The 16,679-nt window shown below is 32.5% G+C and carries 16 protein-coding genes and 2 other annotated features; of the genes, 12 read left to right on the top strand and 4 right to left on the bottom strand.

From position 1 onward, the window contains the following. The first annotated feature begins 55 nt into the window (after window positions 1-55). The 5 genes from CLJU_RS10405 to CLJU_RS10385 all read left to right on the top strand — a co-directional run bounded on the left by CLJU_RS10405 (window position 56) and on the right by CLJU_RS10385 (window position 5,029). Complete coding sequence (locus tag CLJU_RS10405) at window positions 56-2,077, top strand: oxidoreductase (protein WP_013238769.1); 2,022 nt, start codon at window positions 56-58, stop codon at window positions 2,075-2,077. 229 nt (window positions 2,078-2,306) lie between these two features. Next, the gene (locus CLJU_RS10400) at window positions 2,307-2,765 is read left to right on the top strand and encodes a uroporphyrinogen decarboxylase family protein (RefSeq protein WP_013238768.1); all 459 of its coding nucleotides are present in this window, start codon (window positions 2,307-2,309) and stop codon (window positions 2,763-2,765) included. A 240-nt stretch (window positions 2,766-3,005) separates the two neighbouring features. Then, complete coding sequence (locus CLJU_RS10395) at window positions 3,006-3,242, top strand: hypothetical protein (RefSeq protein ID WP_013238767.1); 237 nt, start codon at window positions 3,006-3,008, stop codon at window positions 3,240-3,242. A gap of 79 nt (window positions 3,243-3,321) precedes the next feature. Further along, complete coding sequence (locus CLJU_RS10390) at window positions 3,322-4,254, top strand: DUF4830 domain-containing protein (RefSeq protein WP_013238766.1); 933 nt, start codon at window positions 3,322-3,324, stop codon at window positions 4,252-4,254. A 316-nt stretch (window positions 4,255-4,570) separates the two neighbouring features. Next, complete coding sequence (locus CLJU_RS10385) at window positions 4,571-5,029, top strand: YbaK/EbsC family protein (protein WP_013238765.1); 459 nt, start codon at window positions 4,571-4,573, stop codon at window positions 5,027-5,029. Between the two features lie 124 nt (window positions 5,030-5,153). Here the strand turns inward: CLJU_RS10385 and CLJU_RS10380 are convergent, their stop codons facing one another. After that, the gene (locus tag CLJU_RS10380) at window positions 5,154-6,494 is read right to left on the bottom strand and encodes an MFS transporter (protein ID WP_013238764.1); all 1,341 of its coding nucleotides are present in this window, start codon (window positions 6,492-6,494) and stop codon (window positions 5,154-5,156) included. Window positions 6,495-7,156: 662 nt separating this feature from the next. Further along, window positions 7,157-7,774 (bottom strand): hypothetical protein, encoded by a 618-nt coding sequence (locus CLJU_RS10375; RefSeq protein ID WP_013238763.1) that lies wholly within the window; start codon window positions 7,772-7,774, stop codon window positions 7,157-7,159. 206 nt (window positions 7,775-7,980) lie between these two features. Beyond that, window positions 7,981-8,177 (top strand) — a binding site (T-box leader). A 37-nt stretch (window positions 8,178-8,214) separates the two neighbouring features. Continuing rightward, window positions 8,215-8,412, top strand: a binding site (T-box leader). 103 nt (window positions 8,413-8,515) lie between these two features. Here CLJU_RS10375 and CLJU_RS10370 point away from each other — a divergent pair. After that, entirely contained in the window at window positions 8,516-9,853 is a 1,338-nt protein-coding gene (locus CLJU_RS10370) for an MFS transporter (protein ID WP_013238762.1), read from the top strand. A 108-nt stretch (window positions 9,854-9,961) separates the two neighbouring features. On the opposite strand, the gene CLJU_RS10365 is transcribed toward CLJU_RS10370, so the two are convergent. Together CLJU_RS10365 and CLJU_RS10360 are read right to left on the bottom strand one after the other, a co-directional pair. Then, window positions 9,962-11,029 (bottom strand): uroporphyrinogen decarboxylase family protein, encoded by a 1,068-nt coding sequence (locus CLJU_RS10365; RefSeq protein ID WP_013238761.1) that lies wholly within the window; start codon window positions 11,027-11,029, stop codon window positions 9,962-9,964. A 194-nt stretch (window positions 11,030-11,223) separates the two neighbouring features. Further along, complete coding sequence (locus CLJU_RS10360) at window positions 11,224-12,372, bottom strand: double-cubane-cluster-containing anaerobic reductase (RefSeq protein ID WP_013238760.1); 1,149 nt, start codon at window positions 12,370-12,372, stop codon at window positions 11,224-11,226. A gap of 228 nt (window positions 12,373-12,600) precedes the next feature. On the opposite strand from CLJU_RS10360, the gene CLJU_RS23155 reads away from it, so the two are divergent. From CLJU_RS23155 to CLJU_RS10335, 6 genes are all read left to right on the top strand, one after another. Then, on the top strand, window positions 12,601-12,735 hold the full coding sequence (locus CLJU_RS23155) for a hypothetical protein (RefSeq protein ID WP_278244770.1): 135 nt from the start codon (window positions 12,601-12,603) through the stop codon (window positions 12,733-12,735). Further along, complete coding sequence (locus tag CLJU_RS10355; protein WP_081442058.1) at window positions 12,735-13,184, top strand: ASKHA domain-containing protein; 450 nt, start codon at window positions 12,735-12,737, stop codon at window positions 13,182-13,184. The genes CLJU_RS23155 and CLJU_RS10355 overlap by 1 nt, the downstream gene beginning before the upstream one ends. Before the next feature lie 41 nt (window positions 13,185-13,225). Beyond that, a complete protein-coding gene (locus CLJU_RS10350; protein ID WP_013238758.1) occupies window positions 13,226-13,885 on the top strand; it encodes a corrinoid protein in 660 nt (219 codons plus the stop codon). A 15-nt stretch (window positions 13,886-13,900) separates the two neighbouring features. Beyond that, window positions 13,901-14,977 carry a uroporphyrinogen decarboxylase family protein gene (locus CLJU_RS10345; RefSeq protein ID WP_013238757.1) on the top strand — a complete coding sequence of 359 codons (1,077 nt, stop codon included), beginning with the start codon at window positions 13,901-13,903 and terminating at the stop codon, window positions 14,975-14,977. Window positions 14,978-15,007: 30 nt separating this feature from the next. Further along, window positions 15,008-16,033 (top strand): methylcobamide:CoM methyltransferase MtbA, encoded by a 1,026-nt coding sequence (locus tag CLJU_RS10340; protein ID WP_013238756.1) that lies wholly within the window; start codon window positions 15,008-15,010, stop codon window positions 16,031-16,033. A 171-nt stretch (window positions 16,034-16,204) separates the two neighbouring features. Beyond that, window positions 16,205-16,657 (top strand): Lrp/AsnC family transcriptional regulator, encoded by a 453-nt coding sequence (locus tag CLJU_RS10335; protein WP_013238755.1) that lies wholly within the window; start codon window positions 16,205-16,207, stop codon window positions 16,655-16,657. Window positions 16,658-16,679: the final 22 nt, after the last annotated feature.

Genomic DNA, 16,679 nt, shown 5'->3' with positions numbered 1-16,679 from the left:
TGATACCATGTAAAAACATGAAATACCAAAATTTAAAACAGAAAGGATGAATGAAATGAGATCAAAATTTCAACATGTATTCTCACCTATTAAAATAAGAGGAATAGATTTTAAAAATCGTATTGTTCTTGCACCACCATCTCCCAATCTTGCCAGTACTGATGGCCTAGTTACACCGGAATTTGTAGACTGGTTCCGTATGTTTGCACGTGGTGGGGTATGCACATTGTATGTCGGCAACTGTTCCATTGATATTACAGAATCTAAAGATGAAGCTTTTCAGCTTGACCTTAAGGATGACAGATGCATTTTCCCGTTAACATTATATGCTGATATGGGCAAACAGTATGGTTGTCATGCTTCTTTGGAGATTAATCATAATGGTGAAAATACGGCTTTTGAAACTGTGGGCCACGCTCCTTACAGTTCATCACCGAATATTTCTTCAAGTGAGGCTACGCGTTCTGCAGCACTTGGAAGAGATCCTATACCTGCAATTGAAATGACACATGAAAAAATTGTACAAACTGTTGAAAAATATGCCAATGCTGCTGCGCGTATGAAAAGAGCAGGAATGGATATCTGTCTTGTTCATGGTGGACATGGTAACCTTATTTCACAGTTTACCAGCCCGCTTTACAATCATAGAACAGATGAGTATGGTGGTTCAATTGAGAACAGGGCACGTTTTGCTATTGAAGTATGTGATGCTATCCGCAGAAAAGTCGGTGAGGACTTCGTAATCGAATTTCGTATTTCTGCTGATGAAATTGCAGAAGAAGGTATGCATTTTAAAGAAACACTTGAACTTATCGGATTATTAAAAGATCATATTGATATTCTTCACGTTTCTGCTGGACTTCACAGTGACTTCAATATGAAATATTACCGTAATTGGTGCCAAAACTATATGATGGATCGCTGCTTTAATGTTCATTTTGCACGGGATGTAAAGAAAGCTTATCCTGATCTCCTTGTAACTACAGTAGGTTCTATTACAAGTATTGAAGATGCTGAAAAAATCATTGCTAATGGATGGGCTGATTTCGTTGCTATGTGTCGTCCACTTATGGCAGATCCTGATATGCCTAGAAAGTATGCTGAAAACCGTCCTGAAGACAGGCGGCCATGTTTACGCTGCGATACTTGTACAAAACATCTTTTTATTCCCAAACCAATATATTGCGCTGTTAACCCTATTTCAGGAATGACAAGTGAACTTAGAGATGGTGTTGTTCCAAAGGCACCTGTTAAGAAGAAAGTTGCTGTAATAGGAGGAGGCCCTGGTGGAATCCAGGCAATGCAGACATTACTTGACCGCGGACACGATGTAACTCTTTATGAAAAATCCGGATCAATTGGTGGTAATGTACAAGGAGCTGCACTTCCTCCATTTAAAATTGATTGCCAGGATTATTTGAAATGGCTTAAACACACAGCTGCACAGTGCAAAGCTGCAGGTGCAAAAATTTTATTTAATACAGATGCAACACAGGATATGCTTGATACTCAGAATTACGATGCAATTATAATTGCAGTTGGTTCGGATCCTATCATTCCTTTGAGTATTCCGGGAATTAATAAAAAGCATGTACACTGGGCCATTGATGCTGAATCTGACAAAAGTCTTGTTGGAGATAAAATTGTTATTGTAGGTGCCGGTGCCGTTGGTATTGAAGCTGCAATTGAATTCCATAATGAAGGAAAAGATGTAATCGTTATCGAAATGGAAGATCAAAAAAAGAGCTTTTCCAAGCTGATACAAAGTTCAGGCACAAGTGCTAAGGAATTTCGGACTATACTTAAAGACAAAGGTATTCCTGTAAAATACTTGAATCGCCTTAAAGAAATTTGTGATACTGAGGTTATTTGTGATAATATTGAAACTGGAAAAACTGCTATGTATGAAGCAGATACGGTACTGCTTGCTATGGGAATGCGTTCGAGAACAGATACTGTAGAAAAACTTCGCCACTGTGCTCCTGAAACCAATGTTTATATAGTTGGTGACTGCCAGAAAGTTGGTACAATCGGCACAGCTGTTAACCAGGCATTCCAGGCTGCTCTTCATATCTAATACTTATTCTTATCTCCGGGTAAGAATCTTAAAAAGCACTGAATCTTATTTCATTAGAACCTTTTTAATGAGGAATAATATTCAGTGCCTTTTTATGCCCTCCAATAACTGATACCATAAAAGATGATTATGATACTATAATAAATAAAGGATTTGAGACTTTTAGAGATGATTATTTTGCTTCAAAGATAAACTTAGATTTAGATGTATTAAATGAAGTAATAACTAAATGTCCACAGTATATTTAGGCGTATTCATAGCTATGGGGCGAGGATGTCCTGATTTCTATAATCCTAAACTTTGGGAAAAATTTGTATGGAAAAATCTTAAAAAGATAACTGACGCTATAATAGAGACAGGAGCAGCTGCAAGTTTTCATGCTGATTCCAATTGGAAACGTGGACTTGACTATTTTAAAGAGTTTCCAAAAGGTACTTGTGTATTTGAAACAGATGGTACTACAGATATTTATAAAATTAAAGAAAAACTAGGAGATCGTATGTGTATTAAAGGAGATGTTCAGGCTTCAAAATTTGCTCTTGGAACTCCTGATGAGGTATATGATTACAGCTCTCACCTAATAAAAGATATGGGGCCAGGATTTATTCTATCATCTGGTTGTGATATACCTGCAAATGCAAAGATAGAAAATGTGAAAGCAATGATTTCCGCTGCTGCTGGCAAATAAAATATATTAAAATTTAACACTATTGACTGAAGCAAAAAAATCTCACTTTGATAAAGTAAGTTTTTATCATTTAAATGTAAACAGAGTTCTAAGCATTAGATGGAGTTTTGGCTCCACCTGATGCTTAGAACTCGTTATCCTATGACTACCTAATCTAATTGATGAATACATATAAGTTATATATAATAAACATATAGATGATATAATAAACTTCAGGTAATAGCAGAGGAAGTGATATTTTTGTTAAAAAAGCTTTTTCAATATTTTAAGAGGAATAGTTGGGAAATGGTCTTTTTCGCTACAACAGTAGAAAAATATTGTATGATAAAATATAAGCTTATTAGCAATGGTATTAAAGTAAAGACTAAAATAATAAGACATAATGGAAGAAAAAGTGGACATGAACACTATGAAATATATATCGAATCCAAAGAAATAGAAAAAGCTAATAAAATTATTCATAATGTTGGATGTTGATTCCAGTATGCAGCTTATTTTAAAATGTATGTCCGCTGATTTAATTGCAACTAAATATTAAATAATAGAGAGGTTGTTTATGAAAAAAATTTTTTTATTCATAATAATTTTTATGATGCTGCTATCTGGATGTGGTAAATCCGATAAAAGTACAAATGCTGTTAAGTCAGATCTTACTCCACAAGCATTCTTAAAATTTTATGATTTAAAAGTTCAAAAAAATCCACATAAATTTAAAGTTGATGTTCCTAAAACATGGAATGTGGGTCCAGGTCAATATCCCATAGGACTATTTTGGCAGCTAGCAAATGAGTTTTCAAAAGATGTAGGCCTCGACTTGACACCGTTAAAAGGAACAACTGTTGATGTATGGAGATATTCTTTGGTTGATGGACTTCCGGATGCTTCAGATCTCAGTAAATATAAGAAATATCCTTCTAATCTAGTATTATTGGTTAATAATCAAAAGGTAGTTGGTGCTTGGTTAGCTTTTAATCAATTTGAAATTGGTCCTTCAGTGAAGAAACATTATTTAAAGGATATTACAGGATTAGATTTTGAAGATTGGGTTCAGAAAAAGAGTTTGTTTACTGAACTTGGGAAAAATAAAGACATTGCTTCACTTGATCCAGTGGATGTAGTAAAAACGTATTTTAAAGCTATTAATGATGGTGATAAGACAAGAGCTTATGAATGTTTAGCCCCAACTGTAATGCTTGATTCTCTTACAGATAATCTTGGAATAGATCAAGGAAAGGCTCGGGAAGATCTTCTTTATAATCTAAAATTCGTTAAAATGAACTCTATGGTTGAAGGTATGGCAAACATTAAGCCAATATCCTTTATTCTTAAAGACTCTGAAAATCACTTAGCCATAAAAAATGTTGGTAATAGAACAGAAGTGGAAGTTGATACTGCTTGGCTTAATAGTGATAATAGTAAAGATGGTACGTTTGTCACGTTGAAAAAATATGCAAATGGATGGAAAATTAAAGGCATGGGTAATCCCTAGGTGATAAAATGATTGTCTTGAAAGAAATTGAAGATTATATTTTCATACAATATTTACCTTGTAAAAGAGTAGGTATTTATTTATACTTAATTTTAATAATTATTTTATCCGATCGCTACCATTGTTAACACCCCCATCGCACACAGCGAAAGCGACTATCACCAAATCAAAGATTTGGGATATCTGCTTTTCTATCAAAGTGGGGGATAAGCACTGCTACGCGCCTGGATAACGATTTCTAAGCATCAGGTAGAGTCAAAACTCAACCTGATACCAAGAACTCTATTTATAAATATACATAATTGGGAGTGATTTGATGAGTTTAGAAAGTGTAAAACAGTATTTCAAAGATAACAATTTATCTCTTGAAATAATCCAAATGGGTCAAAGTACTGCTACCGTTGAATTAGCAGCTAACGCTCTTGGAGTTGAGCCTGCTTTAATAGCTAAAACTATGGCCTTTAAATTAAAAGATAGAAATATACTTATATTATCAGAAGGCGATGCAAAAATTGACAATAGAAAATTTAAAGATTATTTTCACACAAAAGCCAAGATGTTAAGTGCTGATGAAGTACTTGAATTTACCGGGCATCCAGTAGGAGGAGTTTGTCCATTTGGATTAAAAACTCAAATGGATACTTATCTTGATGAATCACTAAAAAAATTTGAATATGTATATCCTGCTGCTGGCTCACGTAACTCTGCTGTAAAAATTACTCCAGAAGAACTATCAAACGTAACTTCTGGAACATGGGTTGATGTATGTAAATAATCACTTTCAACATATGGAAACATATTTAAATGTATCCCTATCCACCAGTTAAGCAGAGAAGCCCAAATCATAGATTTGGGCTTCTCTAATAGTAGGAAAAGAGATTTCATAATAAAAGATAGAGTTAAGACACATTTATTTCATCAAGGGATCGACCTTTAGTTTCAATACCAACTAGAGCAACTACTAATGCAACTACTGCGAACACTATAGTTAGCATAAGAAATACATAAGTGAAGCCAGCTTGTTTACCTTTAGTTTCATACACCAATCCAACGATGTAAGGAGCAGCGATGGCACCAATACGGCCAATTGCAGCTGCCCAACCGGCTCCACTGCCTCTAACACGTGTAGGATAAACTTCCGGTGTATAAGCGTACACTGCACCCCAAGCTCCTAGACTGAAGAAGTAAAGTAGGCATCCGAAAACAAGCACAGTAACTGCAGATGTTGCTTGACCAAATAAATATGCTGATAAGGAGGTACCTATTAAGTAGACTACTAGAACTACTTTACGACCAATCTTTTCTATTAGATAGGCTGCACTGTAATATCCGGGCAGTTGGGCAATGCTCATAATTAATGTAAATTGAAATCCCTTTACTAAGCTGAACCCTTTGCCAACAAGCAGAGTCGGAGTCCATAAAACAAACCCATAATATCCAAAATTAATACCTAACCATAGAACCCACAGCACAATGGTGCGCCTAAAATAAGCTTTGGACCATAAATCAGCAAGAGTGATACTATTCATTTTTTTATTTTTGGACAAATCGGTTACAGCTATTTCATTATTAATTATTCCAGCCTGTTGTTCCATTTTACGTACAATTCCATCTGCTTCTTTCAGACGTCCTTTTTGTTCCAAGTATCGAGGAGATTCTGGAATATTTCTTCTCAGATAGGCTGCATACAGTGCTGGTATTCCTCCTAAGAAAAATCCAATGCGCCATCCATATACTGGTATCAAAAGGTAAGCAATTAAAGCTGAAGCAATCCATCCCCAAGCCCAGAAACTTTCTAACAAAACAACCATCCGACCCCGGGATTTAGCAGGTGAAAATTCACTAACCAAAGTAGATGCTGCCGGCAGCTCTCCACCTAGACCTAATCCAGTTAAAAATCGTAACAACAATAATATACTAAAGTTAGGAGAAATACCGGATACGGCACTGGCTAATCCATATAGAACAAGAGTAAATGTAACGACTGTTCTTCTACCATATTTGTCAGCGACCATTCCAGCTACAGCGGCACCAATAGCCATTCCCACTGCCGAAGCACTTCCGAGTAAGCCTAAATCGGCAGGAGTAAGCCTCCATGATTTTCCAATTGAAGCCATTACACCAGCCATCATGCCTTGATCCATGGCATCAAACAACCATCCAATACCTGACAAAAACAACACTGTCCAAAGCATGTGTGTAGCTGGCAATTTTTCAATTCTTCGCGAAATACTACTCATTTAATTCACATCACTTTCTTAAAGAGCTATTTATTTTTTAATCTTTTTAAATAACTAACCTTTTATATTTTTTGTATAATACTGCAGAATATTTACGTCAATAATGACTTCCTACATAAATACTCACCTCTAATAATATAAATTTTATAACTTCAACATTTATATTATAATGTATATACATGTGTAAATTCAATGCTTTTCCACATTTTAGTTTATTAAATATTTCTTACCTTTATGTATATAAGTTATTGCAATAATAAAATAGCTATAAAAATTATTAAAAGAAGGGAAACCATTAAATTGGAAACTAAAGAAGTTTGAAGAATTAGAAGCTGAAGAAATATATAAAATTTTAAAAATAAGAAATGAAGTATTTATTATAGAACAGAAATGCCCTTACCAAGGTTGTGACGATAAAATCTAGAATATAGTATTCCACATATAGATATATTAGCTGATATTACATAAAGATACGTGTAAAAATAAGACCGCATATTGGATAGAAATTCAAATATGTAGCTTGTTCTTACACGTATATATAGGTATACAGAAATTTGATATGTCAAGCAATTTTTCCTTATACTGTACAAACCAATAATATATCACAATTTAAGCATTCTTTTCACTTTGCTCAAGATTAACAAAGTTTTATATATAGATATTTATTTAATTTGTTTAAATCCTCCTATGCTAGAATCGTATTGAATAGTAGCTTCAGTAGTATCTCCACCAAATGTTACATCTAAGGAATTGCTAATAACATTTGTAACAACAGTACCATTAGTAATATCTGCTTCAAGGTAAACTGTTACAATTTCATATGGAGTGAATTTTGCAGATTGATTCAATGGTACTATAGAAGCATTAATTGGGCTTCCAGAAACTAAAACCCCATTACATTCTGCTTCTTGGGTTAGTCCAAAAATTAATGTATCATATCCAGCCATCTTATGCTCAACAGCATATTGTCCTTCTTGTATATCTGAATTTGATTCAGGAGGATCAAATGTTCCCTTATTAAACGTATATAATTGTTTTGAAACTGCACTAACTTCAGATAACTTATCAATCGTAGCTCCCGATTTTAATTCTGAGTTTGAAGCATAAATTGCATAGTTACCATTCCAGCTTACATAATTACTTTCAAATGGTTGAAATGTTATCCATGCAACAGTATTTCCAGTTGAAGCTTTCTTTAATAATACTACATTTTGAGCTGCATCAAAAACAGTTGCAACATCTTTTGAATTAAAGAGAATGTTTAATTTATAATTTGGCATAAGTTAATACCCCCGTTTTTACACATTTTATAACATGTGAAGTAAAATTTATATTCACATGCTACATTGATATATACTAAAAATTTGTTTTAAATAGAACTTCTTATATATAATTTTTTAAAATAGGTTAATAAACATGATAAAGGAAGATTAAAAAATTTATTTGACAATAGCTTAAATTAGTACTACAATTAAGAAAATCAAATTAAAAAACTATGACAGGAATCAAGTAAATATATAATATTCAAAGAGAGTGATGTTTGCTGTAAATTCACAATATTTATATATTGAAAACTCATCCTCGAGTTATTAGCTGAAATATCAGTAGGCTACATCGGTTGAACCCGTTATTTTATAAAGAAAAAATTTGGATGGTACCGCGGTATTGTTTCTCGCTCCAAGAGAAACAATACCGCTTTTTATTTTAACAACTTAATATTATAAAAATAATGATAGGGACAAGTAGATATAACTATACTTTAAAGAGAGTGCGCATGGTGAAAAAACACATTTATATTATATTGAAACTCACCCTTAAATTGCAATCTGAAATCAGTAGGACTTGTGCCGGCATGAAGCCGTTAAACTATTTAAGTGATAAATTTGGGTGGTACCGCGATAGACCTTTCGCCCCATGGGAAGGTCTATTTTTTATACTCAATTTTAGAAAATAATTTTTACTGGCCAGTGAAATTATATATAAAAAAATTAATTTTGCACTTATTGGATGGAGGTATTTTAATGGAATCAGTTAGTTACATTTCTGAAAAGATGGATTATGTTCCAGTATCTAAATTGCATTACAAGATATTATGGCTTATAGGCCTTGGAATATTTTTAGATGGTTTTGATGTATATCTGGCAGGCGGAGTTTTAGGAGTATTATTAAAAAGTGGATGGTCAAATATTGGCTTAAATGCTACCTTTATCTCTGTAACTTTTTTAGGACTTTTAATAGGTTCACTTCTTACTGGATTTTTAGGGGATAGTTTCGGACGTAAATTTTCCTATCAGTTGAATCTTTTAATATTTGGAGGAGCCTCTCTTGTGGCTGCATTTTCTCCTAATATGATTTTTTTAATAGCCTGTAGAGGAATAATGGGGATTGGTCTTGGTGCTGAAATTGTTACAGGATATGCATTGCTTGGAGAATTTGTACCATCAAAGACGAGAGGAAAGTGGGTATCCATGCTTTCTCTTATAACAAACTGTTCTACTCCAGCAGCTGCATTTTTAGGGTATATCATAATACCTAGATTTGGATGGAGATGGATGTTTGTATTTGTAGGAGTATTTTCCATAATTGTATGGTATCTTAGAAAAAGTATGCCTGAATCTCCAAGATGGTATGAATCAAAGGGAATGGAAAAAGATGCACAGGATGTAGTAGACATATTCTACAGTGCAGCAGAAGAGGAATCAAGAAATTCCATATCTCAGCCCAGTGTAATAAAAAAAGAGAAACATAGGGATGAAGGAAAATTTACTGATTTATTTAGTAAAAATATGATCTCGAGAACTATTGTAGGCTGTGTAGTACTAATTGCAATAAACACCTTGATATACACCTTTGTAAGTTGGGCACCTACGTTTTTCTTGAGAAAGGGAATAAATATTTCCAAATCCCTAGGATATACAACTATAATGATGATAGGCGCACCACTTGGAGCTTTAATTGGCAGCTTCATTGTAGATAAATTTGGGCGTAAATGGTGTCTTACTGTATTTATGCTTGCAGCTGGTGCACTTGGATATGCCTACGCTTCACAAAATGCTATGGGAATAATATTAACAATGGGATTTTTCTTAACTGTAATAATATATATTTTACTTACACTTGGACTTGCTATCTACGTTCCGGAATTATTTCCTACAAATATAAGAATGAGAGGCTCTGGATTTTGTAATGCTATTGGAAGACTGGCAACTATATTCAGTCCCTATGGAGTAGCATGGATACTTAAAAGCTATGATACCAAAGTTGTGTTTATAACGCTTGGATTTATACTTATAATAGTAGCATTTATTATTGCCACTTTAGGAGTTGAAACAAAACAGAAGTCCTTAGATGAAATATAGTGATTATAATATAAGTATAAAGTTAAGCTAGTTGTTTCCCATATAAAAACTCCACCTATGAAACTTTTCATTATTTTAAATGGTGGAGTTTTTTATATACAAGATAGGCTACAGCAAATCTGGTTTTACAGGATAAGAACCAAAACTTCTTGCAGTATCCATAAGTGCCTGTATATTTTCAATTGGAGAATTTATAGGAATTTGACATCCAGTACTAAGTACAAATCCCTTTGGATTGTTATAAGCTTTCTTTATACAAAGTTTGCTTTCACGTACAACATCATCATAAGTTCCATACCGTACAGCATCTACTGGTGATACATTGCCAACCAAACAAACCTTATCTCCAACAGCCTTTTTAGCCTTTTCTAGATCCTCAGTATTATCAATACTCAATGTGGTTATTCCTGTTTGTATTAAACTATTCCATATTTCTTTACTTTTACCACACACATGCATGGAGGTTCCCATACCACTTTTTTCTCTCATCCTATCTACACATTTTTTTACATAGGGCATAGAAAACTTCTCATATAACCTTTTGCTTATTATACTTGAAGAAGAAACAGGGTCACACATACCAAAACCAATTCCCATATTTGCTATAATATCTATAATTTTAAAATTAGATTCTGTTACTATGTCTAAAAGTTCATGAACCTTTTTAGGATATTTAAGCACCGCCTTTAAAAAATTTTCAGTTCCTAATAAATCTGAAGCTGTTGTAAAAGGAGCAGGAATCGAAAAACTGACATTTACTTCTTTACCTAAAGCATCATTTACCATTTTTACTGCTTTAAGTCTTACTGGAAGTTTTCCATCCTTATATGGATCAGCAGGGGAAAGCTTGGATACATCATTTATATCCTTTATAGCAGGTTTGTCTACATATGAAATAGAATTTTCAGGATATATAATTTTCGTTCCCATAGCTTCTGCAATTTCTCTAAGAGAAACACCTACACCAACACTATCATGTCTAAATTTTTTAAAAAGAGCTATTTCAAGTTCAGCAGTTACATCTGCATTATGATAGTATTCATAAGTAGTTTTTCCAATAAAAGAAGCTAAAGTAACGCCCATCATAGGAGTACATGGTATCCTATCAACAGGTTCGCCTTTTGATAGAGTTTTCATTCTTTCTTTTGGGGTCATTGAATCCTTTTTAATTTCCATATATAATTAAACACCTTCTTAAATTTATATTAAAATAGTTATATGTTTATCCGATCGCTACCATTGCTAACACCCCCATCTTCTATCAAAGTGGGGGATAAGCACTGCTACGCGCCTGGATAACGATTTCTAAGCATCAGGTGGAGTCAAAACTCAACCTGATGCCAAGAACTCTGTTTATGGTGATGAATAAATTATAGCATTTCTACAAAAGCAGCAACTCTTGTCTTAATCTGACCTACATCTGTTTTTGAATAATCTGTTTCGATAGCCATATATGGTATTTTTTTCTCTTCATTTACAAATTTCTTTATTCCGTAAGACTCTACGCTGTATGGATGACAGGACTGGAGTATTACATCTACTACTCCATCTATTTTATAGTCATCTATAAGCTCTGAAAGTAAATTTGTTCTATTGTTGTTTGGAGTCATACAAGCACAGCCTATTTTTAAATATTTTTCAGCGATTGCATCTATTGGATTTTTAGTTTCATCTACAAGTTTAGAGATTTCCTTAACGCCTGTACAATCTTCATAGCATACTACTACTCCACCATTATCTTCTATAGCATGTACAACTTTCTCTGTAGCCTCACCCATTGGACAGCCTGTAATCAATATTCTCTTTGCATTTTGTGATACTTTACTTTCTCCCTTATCATAAGCATCTTTAATTTTTGCTGTTGTATTATGTAAGTCATTGATTAAAGCTTCCTTGTCCCATTTAAAAGAGGACCCATTTAAAATTTTAAGTAACTCTATGCCTGTTATTGGAGGAGGGCACATTTTTCCTAATTCATAAAATTCCTTTAAAGCTTTTCTCTCTCTATTACGAAGTTTTATAGAATTTTTTAACTTTTCATCAGTTATAGTTGTATTGAATTCTTTTTCAAGCTTTTCCTTTAATTTTATCAATTCATCTTTCCATAATTTATAGCTGTCAACATCATCAGGCATCTGCGGCAGGTGCATTACATGTACATTCTTAAATTCACCTAAGTATTCATACATCTTTTTCTTTCCATCACAAGTAGTTTCTCCTACAATTAAATCTGAGAAATAAAAATAAGGACATTTGTCCGTTATAGCAAAACCGTAACTTGATTTAATAAGCGGGCATAGATTTCTAGGTAAATGCTTTTCCGCATCTTCTATGGTTTCATCACTTTTTGAACACAGTGAAACAGCCAAAGCCCCTGAAGCATTTATAATTTCCCATGGAGTAAAAGTACAAAAAGTTCCTACAACCTTTTTACCCTCATCCTTTAGATTTTTTATAGTTATAAATCCTTGTTTTCTAGAATCACTAAAATCATTAAATATTTGGGGTAAATCATTCATTTATCAATACCTTCTTTACTTTTTATTTTTAATAAATTGCATATTTTAATATTATCATAGATTATATTGGTAATTTTATCTATAAAAAAATCTTATATTATTCAAGTTGATTATTTGTTTTACATATAATTATTGTTAAATTTTCACATATAGGAATATAATTGAACTAGTATTATACGGTTATGCAATGTTACATATCATTTAGTTAGCTAGAGGAGAAAAGTTAAAATGTGCTTAGTAAAATTTATAAATAGAGATGTAGAAATTAAAGTGAAAAGAAAAACTACTTTAATGGAATGTATTAGAACGGCTGGATTTAAAATGGAGACCCCCCGTAATTATAGACATAGGAACCAAAGGTAATATTAAGTACCGGAAGATTTAATAAGGAATTACAAAATAAACTTAAGGATAGGATAAAAGATAAAAAGTTTTATATTACTGATAATATGTATATATCGCAAAAAGATATAAGACAAATACAACTGGCCAAAGCTGCCATTTCATCAGGTATTACTATGCTCTTAAAGCAAATTGACATAAGCATTGAATCTATAGAAGAAATAGTGATTGCAGGTGCTTTTGGCTATCATATAAATCCTGAAAGTATAAAAGAAATAGGCCTTATACCTAAAGGGTTTAATAATAAAATAACTTTTGTAGGTAATTCAGCTATAGAAGGAGCGAAGATAGCCCTTATAAATGAGGACAAGCTAAATGAGATGAGCACTATTAGAAATAATATAAAAATAGTAGAGTTATCAACAAGAGACGATTTTCAAGACCACTTTGTAAAAGCTTTGAATTTCTAATTGTATATACAAATATAAATTTAAGAAAGGATGATTTTATTATGAAGGATGATTTATTAAAAGAACTATCTGATTCTGTAGTAAATATGCAAGAGGAGGAAACTATAGAAATATCAAAAAAGTGTGTAGAAAATAATATCAATGCTTATGAAGCTATAGATAAAGGATTAGCTGATGGCATGAATAGAGCTGGGAAGCTCTATGAAGAAGAAGAATATTATATACCTGAACTACTTTTGTGCTCTGATGCTATGTATTCTGGTTTAGATATATTAAAACCGCATTTGGAAAAAGAAGAAACTGAAAATAAAGCTAAAGTAGTAATTGGTGTAGTAGAAGGAGACACTCACGATATAGGTAAAAACTTAGTTAAAATAATGATGGAAACAGAAGGATTTGAAGTTATAGACTTAGGAAGAGATATACCTCCTATAGATTTTGTAAATAAAGCCAAAGAAGTAGGAGCCTCAATTATTGCACTGTCAACTCTTATGACTACTACTATGGATGGCATGGCTGAGGTAATAAACCTTTTGAAAAAAGAAGGCATAAGAGACAAAATATCAGTCATGGTGGGCGGAGGCCCTATATCTCAAAACTTTGCAGATAAAATAGGGGCAGATGCTTATACCTTAGATGCTTCAAAAGCCGCTAAACGAGCTAAAGCTTTAATTAAAAAACAAACATCAGAAACTATATAAGGGGAGATCAAAATTATGGAAGATCAAATGACACCTATAGAAAGATCTATAGCATTAAATAAAAAGCAAGAAGCAGATAGGTTACCCTGCAATCCTAATATAGCTAACGGCGTAGCAAGAATTTATGGCTGCAAGATTTCAGATTTTAATACTAGCGGACAAGCTATAGCTGAGGCACAAATAGCAGCGTATAAAAAATTTCATATGGATGGATTAAGAGTATTCACAGATTTATATGCTTGGGCAGAAGCTATGGGATGTGAGCTTACATTTCCAGAAGATAATACTGCTGATCTCTTAAAACCGGCCATAAAAAATATTGATGATATAGATAAAATAAAAATAGCAAATCCTTATAAAGATGGCAGGTTGCCCGTATATATTGAGGCGATGAAGTATTTAGTTGATAAAGTTGGGAAAGAAGTTGCTTGTTCTGGAGGTATAGTAGGACCATTTTCAAATGCCTTTTTCCTTGTAGGAATAGAAAACATGACAAGACTATTTTTTAAAAATCCAGAGGCCGTACATAAGCTTTGTGAACTTTCCTTACAGACATGTATAGAATACGCAAAAGTTGTAATGAGTTTAGGACTTTCTATTACTATTTCAGAACCTTTATCCTCTTGCACTGTAGTTAGCCCAAAACATTTTGAAAAATTCTGCATGCCTTATTTAGAAAAGCTTGTACGATTCATACAATCTCAAGGGAAAACATGTGTACTTCATGTATGTGGTAAAACTAAAAAAATATGGCCCTACGTTGGAAAACTTTCTAAAATAGGTGTCAGTGGTTTTAGTATGGACAATGTAGAAAGTTTAAAAGAATGTAAAGAAGAACTAGGCGATAAAGTAAAAATAATGGGTAATGTAGATCCTTCAAATATAATGTATGGAGGCACAAAAAAAGAAATTGTAAATACAGTTGCCAAATGTGTATTAGATGGATATGATAGTTTAAAAGGTTATGTGGTAATGTCCGGGTGTAGTTTACCTGTAGAAACCCCTTCAGAAAATATACAATTAATGATGGATACTGTTAGAAAAATTGGATACCCAATAGATGTTGAAAAGGTAAAATCATTTATTGTATAACACAAATTCAAAATAAAGGTTGGTGGTTTTTTGTTATCTGAAAAAGAGAGGCTTGGATTATCTCTTAAAAGAAAAAAAGTTGATAGACCTCCTTGTATATGTCCTGGAGGAATGATGAATATGATAGTGGAAGAAGTAATGGACTTAACCCATTGTGAATGGCCAGAAGCTCATACAAGTCCAAAAATAATGGCAGATTTGGCTGCAGGTATGTATGAAAATGGAGGCTTTGAAAATTTTGGAGTGCCTTTTTGTATGACTATAGAAGCTGAAAGTATGGGATCAAAAGTATTTTTAGGAACAAAAATAAGCGAACCCAGAATTTCTTCTTATGCTATTAATTCAGTAACTGAATGGAGAAAATTAAAAAAATTAGAGGTCCATAGTGGCAGAGCTCAAGTAGTATTAGATACAATTAAACTTTTAAAAGGAAAAAATAAAAATATACCTATTATAGCTAATTTAACAGGTCCTATTAGTACCGCATCATCTCTTATGGAACCTGTTAAATATTATAAAGAACTCATAGTAAAACCAAAGGAATCCCATGAAATGATGGATTTTGTAACTGATAATCTTATAAACTTTGGAAGGGCACAGTTAAATGCAGGAGCTGATTTAATTACTATTTCAGATCCAAGCGGAACAGGTGAAATATTAGGTCCTAGCACTTTTAGAAAATATGGACTCTTTTATATAAATAAAATAATTGATGGATTAAATAAATATTCAAAATACGGTATTATAGTTCATATATGTGGAAGATTAAAAAGTATTTACAAGGAATTAAATGAACTTCATAGTGATGCTATAAGTTTTGATGCTGTAACTAGCATAAAGCAAATGTGTGAAAATGTAACAAATAAAGCCATAATGGGAAATGTAAGCACTTTTTCTCTTCAAAATAGTTCTTTAGAAGAAGTAACTAGCTTGTCAAAAAATTGTTTAAAAAGCGGTGTCCATATATTGTCTCCAGCTTGTGGTTTGGGAACTACAACTCCACTGAAAAATATACAAGCTATGGTACAGGCAGCTAATAATTTTAAAAAAGAATAGTGTAAATTAAAACTTTTAGGAAATCCAATGAATTTTATACAAAATGTTTTAAAAAATAAGGTTAAATGATATTTTAGCCTTATTTTTTATTTTATTATCTGAAATATATTTAATAATTTTAACTATATACTATAATATATTTAATAAATTAAAAAAGAGGTTTTGCTTAATATGGATGCTATAGATGTTAATATATTAAAATTACTAAAGGAAAATTCCAGAATTTCAGCTTCAGAGATAAGCAGTAAAATCAATTTATCAATACCTGCCGTAAGTGATAGATTGAAAAAACTTGATGCATCAGGAGTAATAGAAAAGTATACTATAATTATTAGCAATAAGAAAATGAATAAAAATATTACAGTGATAATGTTTATAAGTCTTAAAAATCCAAATTTTACAGACAAATTTGTAGAATTTATTCAAAATGAAAATGAAATAATTGAATGTCACTATTTAACTGGTGACTTCGATTACGCATTAAAAATTGTTACTGAAGACACAGAAACTCTTGAAAAGATTTTAAATGAAATAAAACTAATTAAGGGAGTTTTAAGAACTAAAACTATAGTTACACTTTCTACCATTAAGAATAATTATTCAATACCACCTGATGAAATCTAAAAATAGGGGATACAAGTATATG

This window comes from Clostridium ljungdahlii DSM 13528, from assembly GCF_000143685.1.
GTDB classification, from domain to species: Bacteria; Bacillota; Clostridia; order Clostridiales; family Clostridiaceae; genus Clostridium_B; species Clostridium_B ljungdahlii.
The sequence above is the reverse complement of the archived record's forward strand: the minus strand, read 5'-3'. Positions and strand labels throughout refer to the sequence as shown.